17 protein-coding genes are annotated in these 15,385 nt (G+C 72.2%); 8 read left to right on the plus strand and 9 right to left on the minus strand.

Translation table 11 applies throughout. The features are described 5' to 3' along the window. The first annotated feature begins 21 nt into the window (after positions 1 to 21). The 3 genes from H958_RS0120960 to H958_RS39225 are packed head-to-tail and all read left to right on the plus strand — an operon-like array spanning position 22 to position 3,411. Positions 22 to 1,458, plus strand: a complete 1,437-nt coding sequence (locus H958_RS0120960) for an aldehyde dehydrogenase family protein (protein ID WP_231379331.1) — start codon at positions 22 to 24, stop codon at positions 1,456 to 1,458. Beyond that, positions 1,458 to 2,231, plus strand: a complete 774-nt coding sequence (locus H958_RS0120965) for an enoyl-CoA hydratase/isomerase family protein (RefSeq protein ID WP_028060082.1) — start codon at positions 1,458 to 1,460, stop codon at positions 2,229 to 2,231. Before H958_RS0120960 ends, H958_RS0120965 begins: the two co-directional genes overlap by 1 nt. Beyond that, entirely contained in the window at positions 2,224 to 3,411 is a 1,188-nt protein-coding gene (locus H958_RS39225; protein WP_037411047.1) for an NAD(P)/FAD-dependent oxidoreductase, read from the plus strand. The genes H958_RS0120965 and H958_RS39225 overlap by 8 nt, the downstream gene beginning before the upstream one ends. Here H958_RS39225 and H958_RS39230 read toward each other — a convergent pair. Further along, entirely contained in the window at positions 3,408 to 5,081 is a 1,674-nt protein-coding gene (locus tag H958_RS39230; protein WP_081686138.1) for a glucoamylase family protein, read from the minus strand. The two genes, H958_RS39225 and H958_RS39230, sit on opposite strands and share 4 nt — an antisense overlap. Positions 5,082 to 5,194: 113 nt before the next feature. On the opposite strand from H958_RS39230, the gene bglX reads away from it, so the two are divergent. Further along, positions 5,195 to 7,498 (plus strand): beta-glucosidase BglX, encoded by a 2,304-nt coding sequence (gene bglX / locus H958_RS0120980; RefSeq protein ID WP_028060083.1) that lies wholly within the window; start codon positions 5,195 to 5,197, stop codon positions 7,496 to 7,498. A gap of 149 nt (positions 7,499 to 7,647) precedes the next feature. Here the strand turns inward: bglX and H958_RS43825 are convergent, their stop codons facing one another. From H958_RS43825 to H958_RS39245, 3 genes are read right to left on the minus strand one after another with little or no spacing between them, the layout of a single operon-like run. Further along, positions 7,648 to 8,055 carry a PaaI family thioesterase gene (locus H958_RS43825; RefSeq protein WP_051324607.1) on the minus strand — a complete coding sequence of 136 codons (408 nt, stop codon included), beginning with the start codon at positions 8,053 to 8,055 and terminating at the stop codon, positions 7,648 to 7,650. Next, positions 8,052 to 8,774, minus strand: coding sequence for an alpha/beta fold hydrolase (locus H958_RS39240; protein ID WP_037411013.1), 723 nt, complete (start codon positions 8,772 to 8,774; stop codon positions 8,052 to 8,054). Before H958_RS39240 ends, H958_RS43825 begins: the two co-directional genes overlap by 4 nt. Then, complete coding sequence (locus tag H958_RS39245; protein ID WP_051324608.1) at positions 8,771 to 9,352, minus strand: ferritin family protein; 582 nt, start codon at positions 9,350 to 9,352, stop codon at positions 8,771 to 8,773. The genes H958_RS39240 and H958_RS39245 overlap by 4 nt, the downstream gene beginning before the upstream one ends. 29 nt (positions 9,353 to 9,381) lie before the next feature. Between H958_RS39245 and H958_RS0121000 the strand changes: the two genes are divergently transcribed. Next, entirely contained in the window at positions 9,382 to 10,137 is a 756-nt protein-coding gene (locus H958_RS0121000; protein ID WP_028060084.1) for an enoyl-CoA hydratase/isomerase family protein, read from the plus strand. Continuing rightward, a complete protein-coding gene (locus tag H958_RS0121005; RefSeq protein ID WP_028060085.1) occupies positions 10,125 to 10,649 on the plus strand; it encodes a gamma carbonic anhydrase family protein in 525 nt (174 codons plus the stop codon). Before H958_RS0121000 ends, H958_RS0121005 begins: the two co-directional genes overlap by 13 nt. Here H958_RS0121005 and H958_RS0121010 read toward each other — a convergent pair. After that, the gene (locus H958_RS0121010) at positions 10,646 to 11,062 is read right to left on the minus strand and encodes a cupin domain-containing protein (protein ID WP_028060086.1); all 417 of its coding nucleotides are present in this window, start codon (positions 11,060 to 11,062) and stop codon (positions 10,646 to 10,648) included. The two genes, H958_RS0121005 and H958_RS0121010, sit on opposite strands and share 4 nt — an antisense overlap. A gap of 75 nt (positions 11,063 to 11,137) precedes the next feature. Between H958_RS0121010 and H958_RS0121020 the strand changes: the two genes are divergently transcribed. Then, on the plus strand, positions 11,138 to 11,866 hold the full coding sequence (locus tag H958_RS0121020; RefSeq protein ID WP_028060087.1) for a lipoate--protein ligase family protein: 729 nt from the start codon (positions 11,138 to 11,140) through the stop codon (positions 11,864 to 11,866). Between the two features lie 18 nt (positions 11,867 to 11,884). Here the strand turns inward: H958_RS0121020 and H958_RS0121025 are convergent, their stop codons facing one another. Genes H958_RS0121025 through H958_RS0121035 form a run of 3 tightly spaced genes read right to left on the minus strand, consistent with a single transcriptional unit; the run spans position 11,885 to position 13,331 of the window. Then, a complete protein-coding gene (locus tag H958_RS0121025; protein WP_028060088.1) occupies positions 11,885 to 12,394 on the minus strand; it encodes a DUF3618 domain-containing protein in 510 nt (169 codons plus the stop codon). After that, positions 12,358 to 12,768 carry a phage holin family protein gene (locus H958_RS0121030; protein ID WP_037411014.1) on the minus strand — a complete coding sequence of 137 codons (411 nt, stop codon included), beginning with the start codon at positions 12,766 to 12,768 and terminating at the stop codon, positions 12,358 to 12,360. The genes H958_RS0121025 and H958_RS0121030 overlap by 37 nt, the downstream gene beginning before the upstream one ends. Continuing rightward, positions 12,765 to 13,331, minus strand: coding sequence for a hypothetical protein (locus H958_RS0121035; RefSeq protein ID WP_028060090.1), 567 nt, complete (start codon positions 13,329 to 13,331; stop codon positions 12,765 to 12,767). Before H958_RS0121035 ends, H958_RS0121030 begins: the two co-directional genes overlap by 4 nt. 191 nt (positions 13,332 to 13,522) lie before the next feature. Between H958_RS0121035 and H958_RS39250 the strand changes: the two genes are divergently transcribed. Continuing rightward, a complete protein-coding gene (locus tag H958_RS39250; RefSeq protein ID WP_081686139.1) occupies positions 13,523 to 14,503 on the plus strand; it encodes a manganese catalase family protein in 981 nt (326 codons plus the stop codon). Here H958_RS39250 and H958_RS0121045 read toward each other — a convergent pair. After that, complete coding sequence (locus H958_RS0121045) at positions 14,500 to 15,363, minus strand: SDR family oxidoreductase (RefSeq protein WP_028060091.1); 864 nt, start codon at positions 15,361 to 15,363, stop codon at positions 14,500 to 14,502. The genes H958_RS39250 and H958_RS0121045 overlap by 4 nt on opposite strands. Positions 15,364 to 15,385 lie beyond the last annotated feature (22 nt).

Genomic DNA, 15,385 nt, shown 5'->3' on the forward strand with positions numbered 1-15,385 from the left:
AAGGAGAGCAAGATGGTTGAGATGCTGATCGCAGGCGAGCGCACCGCCGGTGAGGCGGGCGAGGCGATCCCGGTCGTCGATCCCGCGACCGGACAGACGCTGGCCGAGGTCCCGCGCGGCACGGTGCAGGACGTCGACCGCGCGGTGAACTCCGCCCACGAGGCGTTCGCCGACTGGCAGCGGACCGACGCCGAGGACCGCGCGAACCTGCTGCGCAAGGCGATCGCGCTGATCGAGCGCGACCGCAAGGCGCTGACCGAGTCGCTCGTGCACGAGCAGGGCAAGCCGGTGACCGAAGCCGCAGGCGAGATCCACCACCTGCTCCACGGCCTCAACTACTACGCCGACCTCGCGACCAAGGTCCGCGGCACGCACCAGGCGCTCCCGTCGGCGCTCTCAAAGGCCTACGGCATGGTGCTGCGCCGCCCGATGGGCGTCGTCGCCGCGATCGTCCCGAACAACTTCCCGCTCACCCTGCTCGGCACCAAGCTCGGGCCGGCGCTGATGGCGGGCAACACGGTCGTCGTCAAGCCGGCCGCCACGACGCCGCTGACGACGCTCAAGATCGCCGAGCTGCTGCTCGAGGCCGAGATCCCGCCGGGCGTCGTTAACGTCGTCACCGGCCGCGGCTCGGAGGTCGGCGACGCGCTCGTGACCCACGACAAGGTCCGCCGCGTCGCGTTCACCGGCTCGACCGCCGTCGGCCGCCACATCATGGGCCTGGCCGCGCCGAAGCTCAAGCGCATGACGATGGAGCTCGGCGGCTCGGATCCGGTGATCGTCGCTCCCGACGCGAACATCAAGGCGGCGGCCCGCGGCATCGCGATCGGCCGCTTTTGGAACTGCGGTCAGATGTGCCTCGGCGGAAAGCGCCTGTACGTCTTCGAGGAGGTCTACGACGAGCTGATGGAGCAACTCGTCAGGACCGTCGGCAAGTACGAGCCGGGCCTCGGCTGGGAGAAGGCGGAGAAGCCGGCGATCCGCGTCGGGCCGCTGCACACGTCCTCGGGCCGCGACGAGATCCTCGAGCAGCTCCAGGACGCGCTCGACACCGGCGGCGAGCTGCTGCTCGGCGGCGAGGCGCCGGACGGCGACGGCTACTTCATGCAGCCGACGATCGTCGCCGACCCGGCGACCGACTCGCGCGTCGCGCGCGAGGAGACCTTCGGCCCGGTCCTGCCGGTGTGGAAGGTATCCGACCTCGACGAGGCGATCCAGCTCTCCAACGACTCCGAGTACGGGCTCGGCGCGTCGGTGTGGACGAACGACATCCGCGTCATCAACCGCGTCGCCAACGAGGTCGAGGCCGGGATGAAGTGGGTCAACCAGTTCCACTACGGCTACGACGAGCTGCCGTTCGGCGGCGTCAAGCAGTCCGGCTACGGCAAGGAGCACGGGCAGGAGGGGCTGGACTACTACCTCGAGGACATCTCGGTCGTCATCGGAGGGCTGGAGTAGTGGCCGTCGCGTACGCCGCCGAGGGCGCGGTCGGCTACATCACGCTCGACAAGCCGCCCGCGAACTCGTACGACAAGGCGTTCATGGAGGAGCTGTCGGACGCGGTCGACGCCGCGGCCTCCGATGCCGAGGCCAAGGCCGTGATCGTCCGCAGCGCCTCTAAGCGGTTCTTCTGCGCGGGCGCCGACATCAAGGCGTTCCTCGCCAACGACACTGCCGGCAACATGGCGATGATCGAGCTCGGGCACGAGGTGCTCGCGCGCATCGCGACGATCCCGAAGGTCTTCATCGCGCAGATCGAAGGCCACGCGCTCGGCGGCGGGCTGGAGATCTCGCTCGCCTGCGACCTGCGCTTCGGCGCGCGCGGGAGCTACCGGCTCGGCGTCCCCGAGGTCACCCTCGGCCTGCTGCCCGGGAACGGCGGGACGCAGCGCCTGCCGCGCCTGATCGGCACGGCGAAGGCGCTCGACCTGATGGTCACCGGCCGTCAGGTCAGTCCCGGCGAGGCGCACGGCCTCGGCATCCTCAACCGCCTGTTCGCCGCCGGCGAGACGGCCGACCGCACGCGCGCGTACGCCGAGAGCCTCGCCGCCGGCGCGACCGCCGCGATCGGCGAGATCAAGCTCGCCACCTACCAAGGCGTCGACGCGCCGCTCGCCGACGCGCTGGCGCGCGAGCGCGCGGGGATCAAGCGGCTGTTCGAGACGGCCGACGCGCACGAGGGCCTCGGGGCGTTCGCCGAGAAACGGAAGGCGGAGTTCACGGGTGCCTGAGTACGTGATCGTCGGCGGCGGTCCTGCGGGCCACAGCGCCGCCAAGACGCTCGTCGAGGAGGGGGCGCACGACATCCTCCTGCTCTCGCGCGACCCCGACCCGCCGTACGACCGCACCGCGGTCACGAAGAGCTACCTGCACGGCGACATCACGCACGAGCAGGCGCTGCTCGACGCGCCCGAGTGGTACGCCCAGAACGGGGTCGAGCTGCGCGTGCGCACGAGCGCGACCAAGCTCGACACGGCCGCCAGGACGCTCACGCTCGCCGACCGAAGCACGGTCGACTACGGCAGGCTGCTGCTCGCCACCGGCGCCAACGTGCACCGGCTGCGGATCGACGGCGCGGCGCTGTCGGGCATCCACTACCTGCGCACGCTGCGCACGGCCGACGAGGTCCGCGAGGACGTCGAGGACGCCGGCCACGTCGTGCTCGTGGGCGGCTCCTACATCGCGACCGAGGTCGCGGCGACCCTGACCTCGCTCGGCAAGCGCTGCACGATCGTGATGCAGGAGGACGTCACGCTCGAGCGCGCCTTCGGCAAGCGGGCCGGGGGCTTCTTCCAGCGCGTGCTCGAGGAGCACCAGGTGCAGGTCCACGGCGGCCAGGACGTCGCGCGCTTCGAGGGCGAGGGGCGCGTGAGCACGGTCGTGACGAAGGCCGGCGACCGCTACGAGGCCGACGCGGTGGTCGTCGGCGCTGGCGTGCACCCGGACGTGACGCTGGCGCGCGCCGCCGGCCTGGAGCTCGGCGAGCGCGGCGGCGTCCTGGTGGACTCGCGCCTGCGCGCCTCCGCGCCCGGCATCTGGGCCGCCGGCGACGTCGCCGAGTACGAGAGCGTGGTCCACGGCGGCGCGCGGATGCGGATCGAGCACTGGGACGTCGCCGAGCAGCAGGGCCGCAGCGCGGCGCTGTCGATGCTCGGCCGCGACCACGTCCACGACGCGGTCCCGTACTTCTTCTCCGACCTCGCCGACTGGGTCTCGATGGAGTACGTCGGCCCGGCGTACTCGTGGACCGAGGAGCTCGTGCGCGGCTCGCTCGACGACGGCGAGTTCACCGTGTACTACCTCGACGGCGACCGGCTCGCGGCGGCGCTGACCGTCGGGCGCTCCGGCGACCTCGATCGCGCGCGCGAGCTGATCGCGTCGGGCGAGCCGGTGGATCGCGCGGCCCTCTAGTCCTGGGACTCCACGTTGAAGCCGCGGCCGCCGTCGAGGCGGTCGCTGCCGGCGTCGCCGTAGAGCGTGTCGTCGCCCTCGCCGCCGCTGAGCCGGTCGTCGCCCGCGTCGCCGAAGATCACGTCGTCGCCGCCGCGGCCGTCGACCGTGTCGTCGCCGGCACCCGCGCAGATCACGTCGTCCCCCGGCGTGCCCTTGATGCGATCGTCGCCCGGCGTGCCGGTGATCGTGCAGCCGCGCGGGTCGGCGCCGAACTCCTCGACGCCGATCACGGGGCGCAGCGCGCGCTCCATGTCCGGCGTCGCGAACGCGCGCCGCAGGACGTCGCGGTCGAGCGCGTTGCCGAGCGCGGCCATGATCATGCCCTGGTCGAGCGAGAGATAGGCGCCCGAGACGTGCCCGGTCCCGACGTTGACGCTGTCGCGGAAGCCCCACTTGCCGTAGATGTCCGGGAAGTCGCGCTGGAGCTTGGCCAGGTCGGCCTGGGCGGCGTCCGGCGCGTAGCGCAGCGCGAGGAAGGCCGCGTGCGGAGTGACGACGCCGTCCGGATAGGACGCCGCGTCCGGCTTGCCGTCGCGGCAGCCGGCGAAGCCGTGGTCGACGCCCGTGTGCGCCTCGTTGGAGTACCCGCCGTCCGGGTTCATCCCGATCCCGTCGACGCCGTACGCGTCGTAGCCGCCTTCGGGGATGTTCGCCGGCGAGAAGCCCCAGTAGCCGTAGCCCGCCTCCTGGAGCCCGTGGTGGATCTGCGCCTTGACCGTGAGCGGGTGGTTCACGCCCCAGCTGCCCGGAGCCCAGCGCTCCTCGGGCACGAACAGCGACGGCATCAGCGCCTCGAACATGCTGCCGCCCCATGACGGCGTGACCTTGAACCCGTCGTAGGGATACGCGCCCTCGAACACGTCCACGCCGAAGTACGAGCGCGAGACGCCGAGCGGCTTGGTCTCCTGCCAGCTCCAGTCGCACGTGTCCGGGAAGCTGCGCCAGCGCCCGTAGTACTCCTTCTGCGGCAGCTCGCCCTTCGCGATGCCGATGTAGTCGGCGATCCGGCTCTCGCTGACGACGGTGTCGTAGCAGCACGGCCCCGTGCCGGTGTCGGGCACGTAATGGAACAGGATCCGGTTGACGTCGGGCTGGTAGTAGAAGCCGAAGTCCATGCTCTGGTAGAGCGCGTCGGCGCGGCTCGACAGCTCCGGGACGCTGCTCGCGACGATCTTCAGCCCCGTCGCGAGCCACGCGTTGTCGACGGACGAGAGGATCGGCGTCAGCGGCTCGCCCGTCGGCGGCCAGGCCGTGAGCTTCGCCCCCGTGTGGTGGTCGTACCAGTTGTAGAACTGGCCGCTGGGCGCGTGGCGCTCCATATGCTCGAGCGTGCCGAGCGTCGTCTGCAGGCGCGAGACGAGCTCGCCGCGCGGGATGAACCCCAGCCGCTGCGCGACGACCGCGCTCCACATGTACGCGCCGATGTTCGTCGTCGACGTCTGCACGCTCGTCGTGCCGTCCGCGTTGAGGATGTCGGCCGGCAGCCCGGAGGCGGGATCGGTCATCGCCGCGAACGACGCCCAGGTATCGCGCGCGTAGCGCTGCAGGGTGCCGTCGCGCGCCTCGGCAGGCGGCACGGCAAGGGCGAACGACAACGTCGCGACGAGCGCGATGAGACGGATGCGCATGACAGGTTCCTCCCGCTGGACCGCTTGCTCGCCTACCCGGCACTCGCGAGTTTGAACCCGACGCGTTCATGGAAGGGAGTGAAGCGGCGGAATTCCAGTCGGGGGGAGTACTAATGAGACGTAGGGCACGTGTGGTCGCGCTGGCAGCGGGGGTGGCCGCCTTGGGGTCGGCAGGCGGGGTTGTCGCCGCGACGCGCGCGGGAGACGACGGGGCGCTGAAGCCCACGCGAGGTCCCGCGGACCGCAACATCGAGCGGCGAGTCGACGCGCTCTTGAGCAAGATGACCGTCGACGAGAAGCTCCAGCAGGTGCAGCTGCTGTCGGACGGGCAGATCACCGACGCGGACGCGAAGGCGGGCGTCGGCGGCGTGTTCAGCCTCGTCGACCCGGACAAGATCAACCACTTCCAGCACATCGCCGTCGAGCAGTCGCGACTGCATATCCCGATCCTCTTCGCCTACGACACGATCCACGGCTACCGGACGATCTTCCCGATCCCGCTCGGCGCCGCCAGCGCGTTCGACCCGGGCGTCGCGACCGCCGACGACACGATCGGCGCGCGCGAGTCGGCGACCGTCGGCATCAAGCAGATCTACAGCCCGATGGTCGACGTCTCGCACGAGCCGCGCTGGGGCCGCATCTCCGAAGGCGGGGGAGAGGACCCGTATCTCGGCTCGGTCCTGGCCGCCGCGCGCGTCCATGCCGCGCAGGGCGCCGACTACAGCGCGCCGGACAAGGTCGTGACGAGCGTCAAGCACTTCGCCGCCTACGGCCAGCCGGAGGGCGGGCGCGAGTACAACGCGACCGACGTCTCCGAGGCTCGGCTGCGCAACGAGTTCCTGCCGCCGTTCAAGGCGGCGATCGACGCCGGCTCGGACACCGTGATGTGCTCGTTCAACGCGATCAGCGGCGTGCCCGGCTGCGCGAACGAGGAGACCGAGACGGAGATCCTCAAGAAGGAGTGGGGCTTCGACGGGTTCGTCGAGAGCGACTACACGGCGGTCGCCGAGCTGCGCGCCTGCCCGCCCAAGAACCCGGACACCGGCCCCTGCGGCCATGGCGTCGCCGCCGACGGCCCTGACGCGGCGCAGCTGGCGCTCAACGCCGGCACGGACTCCGAGATGGTCTCGACCAACATCCGCGACTACGGCAAGCAGCTGCTGCAGCAGCACCGCATCTCGATGAGCCGGCTCGACGACGCGGTGCGCCGCATCCTGCGGATCAAGTTCCGCGCCGGGCTGTTCGAGCACCCGTACGTCGACGTCGCCAAGGCCAAGGACCCCGCGAGCTTCGTCACGGCGTCCGACCGCGCCGCCGCGCGCAACGCGGCTTCGCGCTCGATGGTCCTGCTCAAGAACGACGGCAACGTGCTGCCGCTGGACCCGAAGAAGTCGACCGTCGTGATCGGCCCGCTGGGCGACGACCAGCACGACATGCTCGGCCCGTGGTGGGGGCAGGGGCAGGATGCCGACGCCGTCTCGGTGCTGACCGGGATGAAGGCGCAGGACCCGGACACCACGTTCGTGAAGGCCTGCGATCTGCCGAACACCGAGCCGCCCCAGTACGACCCGGCACAGGACTGCCCGGACACGGGCTTCGCCGACGCGGTGGCGGCGGCCAAGTCGGCCGATCAGATCGTCCTCGCGCTCGGCGAGACGCGGGAGATGAGCGGCGAGGCGACGTCGCGCTCGGACATCACGCTCCCCGGCAAGCAGCAGGAGCTGATCGACCAGATCAAGGCGCTCGGCAAGCCGTTCGCGGTCGTGCTGTTCAACGGCCGCCCGTTGGACCTCTCGGACGTCGCGGCGAGCTCGCCCGCGATCCTCGAGGCGTGGTTCGGAGGTGTCGAGGCCGGGAACGCCGTCGCCGACGTGCTGTTCGGCAAGGTCAACCCCGGCGGCAAGCTGCCCGCGACGTTCCCGCGCTCGGTCGGGCAGGTGCCGATCTACTACAACCACGAGCCCACCGGGCGGCCGTGCGACGCCAGCTCGAAGTACAACTCGCGCTACCGCGACATCCCGACCTGCGACCCGCTGTTCCCGTTCGGCTACGGCCTCAGCTACACGTCGTTCTCGGTCTCCAACCTGCGCCTGAGCTCGGCGCAGGTCCCGCGCAACGGGCGCGTGACGGCGACCGTCGACGTCCAGAACACCGGCAGCCGGGCGGGCGACGAGGTCGTCCAGCTCTACCTGCACGACCCGGTCGCGAGCATCTCGCAGCCGGTCCGCAGGCTGCGCGGCTTCGAGCGGGTGACGCTGCAGCCGGGCGAGAAGACGCAGGTCAGCTTCACGCTCGACGCGAGCGACTGGGGCTTCTACGACAACCGGGGCAAGTTCCGCGTCGAGCCGGGGCAGATCGACCTCTACGCGGGTGACAGCTCCACGGCCGACCTGACCAGGTCGTTCACCGTGCACTAGGCGCAGTGATGGACGCCCGGCGCGCGCGGCTCACGCAGCGCGCGCCGGGCGCGCGCCGGCGCGATGCGCCAGATCGTCGCCGACGATCACGGCGTCGACCTGCTGTCGCTGCGCACCGTCATGCGCGCGAGTTCGACGGCTCGAGCTGCTCAGCTGCGAGCCGGCCGGCCGGCCGGCCTGACCGCGATCACCACGGTCGCCTGCGCGGCGAGCGTCTCTCCCGCGCGGATCTCGACATCCCAGAGCCACTCGCCCTCGCCGCGCGCGCGGCACGTGGCCGCCGCCTCCAGCACGCCCTCGGCGACCTGCGCGAGCACGTACGTGGCGTTCGAGAGGCCGGAGACGATGAAGCCCTGCGACAGCATCTCGACCGCCGTGCCGGTCGACGCGATCGTCTCGGCGATCGCGGCGTAGACCCCGCTGTGCACGGCGCCGTGGGCGCCCAGGAGGTGCGGGGCGACCGGCACGCGGGCATGCGTGGCGTCGACGTACTCGTGGCCGTAGACGGCGTTGAAGCTGCGCTCGAGCGGGACGACGAACAGGTCTTCGAGGCTCACGGCAGGCTCCGGATGAAGCCGGAGGCGGCGGTCAGCGTCTCCTCCGGCGCCTCCAGGTGCGGCGAGTGGCGGGCGTCGAGCACGACGCGCTCGAACGGTCCGCTCACGCCGGCCTCGATCGCGTCGATCTGGGCCAGCGTGCCGTACTGGTCGTGCGCGCCCTGGATCGCGAGCACGGGCGCGGCGATGCCCGCCAGGACGTCCTCGATGTTCCAGTCGCGGAACTCCGGCGCGAGCCAGATGTCGTTCCAGAGCCGGAACGTCGCCTCGGCGTCGCGGTGGTGGCGCCCCATGCGCTCGCGCAGGTCGGTCGCCTCGAACGTGTCGCGCGCCTCGGCGATGCTCGCGACCGACACGTCCTCCACAAACACGTGCGGCGCGAGCACGACGAGCGCCGTGACCGGGTGCCGCGCAGCATGGATCAGCGCGATCGAGCCGCCGTCGCTGTGGCCGACCAGGATCGGGCGCTCGATGCCGTGCTGCGCCAGCAGGTCGGGCAGCACCTCGAGCGCCTCCTCGTGCATGAAGCGCGGCGTGCGGGGCGCGTCGGGGACGTCGGAGTCGCCGTGGCCGGCGCGCGAGTACAGCAGAGCGCGGCGGCCCGTGGCGGCCGTGAGCCGCTCCGGGAACTCGCGCCACAGCCGCACCGATCCGAGGCCCTCATGCAGGAACACGAGGGCCGGCTCCTCGCCGGGCAGCTCCTTGGTCTCCAGGTTCATCGCAGTGCGGAGAGGACCTCGCGCTCCGGCACGCCCAGGTCCGACAGCACTCGCACGCCGAACCCGATGTGCCAGCGCTCGTCGCGCAGCACCAGCTCGGCGCCCGCGACGCCGGCGGCGACGAGCGTGTGCAGCGCGCGCTTGAGCACGACCGCCTCGAGCACCATGTGGTAGAGGCCGACGGCCTCACGCAGCGAGCCCGAGCGCGCCGCCGCCGGCAGGCGCTCCTCGAAGAGCTCGCGCCACTCCTCGTCCGGCTCGCCGGTGCCGACCTCGGCCGCGTAGCGGGCGAAGAAGCGGGCATGGCGCTCCTCGTCGCGCTGCTGGGCGGCGAAGCACGCCTGCGCCTGCGGGGGTGCCAGCGCGATGATCGGATCGAGCTCCGCCGCGACCGCGGTCTCCGCGAGCAGGAAGCTCGCGACGAGCGTTCCCAGGCGCTCGCGCTCGCCCGGCGCGAGCCCGCCGCCGGTGACCGGCGCCCGCCAGCGGCGTGCATCCTCGCGCAGGTCCACGTCCTCCTCGTCCCACTGCGCCCGCTCCGCGAGCGCGAGGAAGTGTGCGTAGCCGGCGACCCCCACGGCTTCGACCGTACCATCGTTGCCTTCCCATGCCCGTCACCCGCACCCTCGCCGAAGACGGCGTGCTCACCCTCGCCCTCGCCCGCCCGGAGCGCCGTAACGCGATCGACGCGGAGCTCGCCGGCGCGCTGCGCGACGCCTTCGAGGCCGCGGCGGACGACTCCGCCGTGCGCGCCGTGATCCTCACGGGCGAGGGCAGGGCGTTCAGCGCCGGCGGCGACCTGTCGCGCTTCGAGCGCGACTGGGACCCGCGCGAGTTCCGCCACGACTCGCACCGCCTCACCCAGCTGGTCACGCTCGTCGAGCGGCTCGAGAAGCCGACGGTCGCCGCGATCAACGGCGTCTCCACCGGCGCCGGCACGCAGCTCGCGCTCGCGTGCGACGTGCGCCTCATCGCCGCCGGCGCGCGGCTCGTCTACCGCGAAGGGCGGCTCGGGATCATCCCGAGCCACGGCGGCGTCACGCGGCTGGTGAAGCTGATCGGGCTCGGCCGCGCGCGCGACGTGCTGCTCGGCGGCGAGGGGGTCTCCGCGCGCGAGGCGCACGCGCTCGGGCTCGTCACCGCCGTGGTCGAGGACGAGCGCCTGCTGGAGGCCGCCCGCGAGCGGGTCGCGCTGATGCTCGCGCGCTCGCCGCAGGCCTACGCGGCGGCCAAGCGGCTGCTGTGGCTGGCCGCGAACGTGGATCTGGAGAGCGGGATGGTCGCCGAGGGGCTGGTCCAGAGCCAGCTGATCGGCACCGAGGAGCACAAGCGAGCGGTCGAGGAGGCCCGATGGCGACGGTGATCGAGCTGGAGGGCGTCGCGCCGCGGATCGCGGACGACGCGTACGTCGCGCCCACGGCGGTGCTGATCGGCGACGTGGTGGTCGAGGCCGGCGCCTCGATCTGGTTCGGCGCCGTCCTGCGCGGCGACAATTCCCGCATCCGCGTCGGCGCCGGCTCCTGCGTGCAGGACAACTGCGTGATCCACTGCGCCAAGGATCTGCCGACGGTGATCGGGGAGAACGTGACCGTCGGGCACATGGCGATGCTCGAAGGCTGCGAGATCGGCGACGGCGCGCTGATCGGCATGGGCGCGATCGTGCTCCAGCGCGCGAAGGTCGGCATCCGCTCGCTGATCGCCGCCGGCGCGGTCGTCGGCGAGCGGATGGAGATCCCGCCCGGCGTGCTCGCCGCCGGCGCCCCGGCCGTCGTCAAGAAGGAGCTCGCCGGCTCCTCGCAGCGCTGGGTCGAGACCGCGGCGGTCGAGTACCAGGCGCAGCGGCTGCGCTACATGCACGGCGCGGTCGCGCGTTAGCGCTTCTGCGCGGCGTGCGGGGACGCCTCCCAGAAGTCGTCGAGCTTGACCGCGTCGCCCCGTCCCAGCCGGCGTGAGACGGCCCAGATCTCGACCGGCTCGTCGCCCTCGTTGCGATGCGACCGCGCCGTGTTCGGCGCCACGCGCACGACCGACCCGGCGCCGACCCGGTGGACGTCGTCGCCGAGGCGCATCGTCAGCGTCCCGGTCGCCACGACGTAGAGCTCCTCGATCTCCTCGTGATAGTGGCCGGTGCCCTGCTCGAAGTCCGAGTGCGGCGGCACGCGGATCAGCGTCAGCGCGACCTGCTCGGCGCCGAGCGCCTGCGTGAAGCTGCGGAACTCCCCTGGAACGTCGCTGCCCGCGTAGACGTCCTCGACGTCGTCCGCGGCCACGATCTCGTAGTCGCTCATGCGGCCCGATGCTGGCAGACCCCCGCGATCCCGGTGATCGCCCTGACGATGCCGTCCGCCATAGAGTCCCCTTCCATGTTGCTGGTGCGCGGCGAGCCCGCGGAGTCCGCCGCTCACGAGATCTCGCTCTCCCACGCCCTCATGCTGCGCGTCGCCGCGGGCGAGCTGCCCTCGTCGCTGCGGCTCTACCGGCCGGCGCCGACGGTGGCCTTCGGCAAGCTCGACACACTGAGGGCGGGGTACGCGGAGGCGGCGGAGGCGGCGCGCCGCCACGGCTACGAGCCGGTTCTGCGCATGCCGGGCGGCCACGCCGCCGCCTACCACCACCAGTCGCTCGGGATCGACATCGTCTACGCCGCCGCCGATCCCATCCCGGGCACGCACGAGCGCTTCCGTGACGCCGGCGAGCGGCTCGCCGGCGCGCTCGCCGACCTGGGGGTCGACGCGCGCCTGGGGGAGGTCCCCGGCGAGTACTGCCCGGGCGCCTACAGCGTCAACGCGCGCGGGAAGGTCAAGCTGATCGGCACGGCGCAGCGGCTCGTGCGCGGCGCCGCGCTGCTCGGCGCGACGATCGTCGTGCGCGACGGCGCGGGCGTGCGCGACGTGCTGCGCGACGTCTACGAGAAGCTCGAGATCGGCTTCGACGACAGCACCGCGGGGTCGGTCGCCGAGGAGGTCCCCGGCGTCGGCGTCAACGACGTCGAGCGCGCGGTGCTCGCGGCGTACGCGGACCTCGAGTACGGGCGCGTCGACGGCGACACGCTCGCGCTGGCGCGGACGCTGGTGCCCGAGCACCGGCTGTGAGCCCGGGCACCGCGCCGCTCATCGGGAGGCCGCCTCCTGCGCCTGCTCCTTGGCGGTCTCGCGCAGCTGCTCGCCGTGGCCCTGGGCGCTCTGCTTGGCCGTCTCTGCCGCGTCCTGCGCGACCTGCTTGCCGCGCTCCAGCGCCTCCTGGCCGGTCTGCTTGGCGCGATCCTTGACGTCGTCCGCGATCGGGCCGAGGCGCTCGTCCTCGACGCGCGTCGACGGGACCAGCATGCCGGCGAGGAAGCCGGCGGCGAGCGCCCCGATCGCGAGCCCGAGCGGATTCTCCTCGGCGACGCTCTTCGCCTGGCGCGCCTGGCGCTTGACCTGCTCGGCGTCCGGCGTCGCGTCCTGGCCGGCTCCGACGACGCGGTCCTTGAGGCCCACGACCGCCTCCTTCCTCTCCCGCAGGGAGTCCTTGGCGCGGCTCTTGACGTCCGCCTTGTAGCTGAGCGCGTCGACGGTCTCGCCCATCTCCTCGCGCGTGTGCTCTATCTCGAGCCGGATCCGGTCCGGGTCTTCGCCCACTGGATGTCCTCCTTCACGGTTTCGACGGTCTGGGGTGCAGGTCGTGCCGAGGCCTGCAGCGAGTCGCGGCCCCTCTGGGCCAGGACGGCGGCGACGATGCCCCACAGCACCGTCACGATCAGGATCGCCAGCCACAGCGCGAGCGCCGAGTCGAGCGCGACGACGATCAGCGCCGTCAGCGCACCGAGCATCAGCAGCGTGGCGGCGCCCGCGCCGGCCATCATGCCGGCGCCGCGGCCGGCGACCCTGCCCTTCTCGGTCATCTCGGCCTGCGCGAGCTTGATCTCCTGCCGCACGAGCGTGGACGTCTGGCCGGCGAGCTCCTTGACGAGCTCGGCGATGCCCTTCTCGCGCGGGTCGTGATCGACGCTCATCGGTCCAGCGGGGAGCCGCCGAGGTTCCCCGCCGAGAGCTCGCCGCCCGCGAGCGGAGCGGGGCCGGCAGGCGGGGGCGGGGTCACGTCCTGGCGCCGGGCCGGAAGGCGATCCGAGCTCTCCCAGCGGGACTCGTAGCGGCGGCTGCTCGACGCCTTCAGGAAGCGCGAGGCGGCGAACCCGAGCGCGAGGCCGCCCGCGATCACGGCCCACGGCCGCCGGCGGCCGAAGTCCTCGACGTCGCGCAGGATCGTGTCGCCGTCTGAGCGCTGGAGGTAGTCGCCGAGCGACTCCGCGCGCTGCGCCGCCTGCTCGGCGAGCCTCGCCGGCTGGTCCTTGCCCTGCCCGCGCAGGTGGCCCGCGACGTCGCGGATGTCGTGCGCCATGCCGCCGACGCGCTCGCCGGCCTGCGTGGAACGCTGGTCGACCTGGTCGCGGACGCCGCGGCGGGCCTGGCCGGCCGCCTCCTGCGCCTTGTCCTTGGCCTGCTGCGCCGTCGAGTCGGGGGGCGCATTGGTGGTCGCCGACGGCCCTGTGGGCGTCGCGGTCTGGTACGTGCTCAAGAGAGTTCCTCCGAGGGTGGGGAGCGGCAGTGGCGAGGGGACTCGCCACACTCACGGGTCGCCCATCCCGGAGCCGGTGCGGGTTGTGACCTCGGCCGCTAGATCCCTGACCGGCACGTGACCGCGCCGCTCGGGTCAGGCAATTGACGGGGCCCGTCTGGCGCGCGACGACGCGGGGAAGCGCCGCCAACATGATCCTCCGGATAGACCGGCTCCAGACGGAGCTGCCCCCTCCCTCGGACCCCGATCCCAACGGGGCCTCAGCCGTCCAGGAGCTCATGGGCGGCAAGTTCGGCGAGATGTCGACGCTGATGAACTACACGTTCCAGTCGTTCAACTTCCGCAACCGCCAGGGCGCTCGTCCCTTCTATGACCTGATCGCGAACATCGCGGCCGAGGAGTACGGGCACATCGAGCTGGTCGCGGCGACGATCAACACGATGCTGACCGGCGCTTCAGGCAGCGGGAACGGCGGGCCGCCGGCGGCGCCGCTCGAGGGCGTCAAGGACGCGCGCTACCACTACCACTTCCTCGCGGGCGGCAAGGGCGCGATCCCCGCGGACTCGCACGGCGCGCCGTGGAACGGCACCTACGTGTTCTCCTCGGGCGACCTGATCGAGGACCTCACGCACAACTACTTCCTCGAGACCGGCGCACGCAGCGGCAAGCTGCGCGTGTACGAGATGTGCGACCACCCCGCGGCGCGCGCGCTCACCGGCTACCTGCTCGTGCGCGGCGGCGTCCACCAGCTCGCCTATGCGCGGGCGCTCGAGAACCTGACCGGGGCGGACATGTCCAAGCTGTTCCCCTCGCCGCGGATCCCGACTTCCAAGATCCCCGAGTGCCAGCCGCACCTCGAGCGCGGCGAGCACCTCAAGCTCTACCGCTTCTCGCCGGAGGACTACAAGGAGATCGTCGCCGTCTTCAACGGGACGCATCCGGAGACGGGCGAGGATCTGACGGTCGTCGACAACGCGCCGGAGGGCTTCCCGCCGAACGACCTGCCGGCGCAGACGGACGTCTTCGCGCCGGACTACGCGCCAGAGGAGATCAAGGAGATCGCGCAGAAGCTGCGCAAGAAGGCCGGCCTGCCCGACGAGCCGCTCGGGGTCGTCGCGAACCCGGGCAACGGCGGCAGCATGATGGACAAGGTCAAGGACAAGCTCACCTAGAGTGGAGCGCCGAGCGGGCCGAACCGCTGCTGCAGCGATTCGGCCCAGTAGGCCTCGAAGTCAGGCCGTGTGCCGTCGGCGTCGGTGAAGCCGTACTCGCGCGCGAGCGGCGCCGTCGCGAGCGCCCGGCCGGACTTCTCCAGCACGTCCGGATCGGTGGCCAGCGCCACGACCGCCCGGCCGAGGTAGGCGGGGCTCTCCGAGCGCGCGAAGTGCGGGTCGGCGGCGCTCCGCCACGTCGCCTCGGTGACGCCGAAGTGCTCCAGCACCGCCTCCGAGCGCAGAAAGCCGGGGGTGAGCGCGACGGCGGCGATGCCGTGCGGGTCCAGCTCCGCCGCCTGCGCCTGCGCGAGCCGGATGACCGAGTGCTTGGCGAGGTCGTAGAAGAACGAGCCGCGGTAGCGGGCGGTGTTGCCGTCGGTGACCTCGACCACGAGCCCGCTGCCCTGGGCGACCATGCGCGGCAGCAGCGCGTGGCTCGTGATGACGTGGGTCTCGACGGCGTTGCGCACGAGCGCGAGCCCGGTCTGCAGGTCCTGCTCCCACAGCGGGTGCTCCCAGTCGGTGGACGGATCGCCGCCCCAGACGCCGTTGACGAGCAGGTCCAGGCGGTCGAGCCGTGCGGCCAGCCCGGCGACCTGCTCCGGATCGTTGTGGTCGACGCGCACCGGGATGCCCGTGCCCCCGGCCGCCGTCACGAGCTCCGCGGTCTCGTCGATCGTCTCCGGGCGGTCCAGCGGCGAGCGCCCCGTCGCCCGGCTGCTGCGGCCGGTGACGTAGACGGTGGCGCCGGCGGCGCCCAGCTCGACGGCGATCCCGCGTCCGCCCCCGCGGGTCGCTCCGGTCACGACGGCGATCATGCGCGATACATTACCGAATGGA

The organism is Candidatus Solirubrobacter pratensis, assembly GCF_000425945.1.
In the GTDB taxonomy this organism is placed as follows: domain Bacteria; phylum Actinomycetota; class Thermoleophilia; order Solirubrobacterales; family Solirubrobacteraceae; genus Solirubrobacter; species Solirubrobacter pratensis.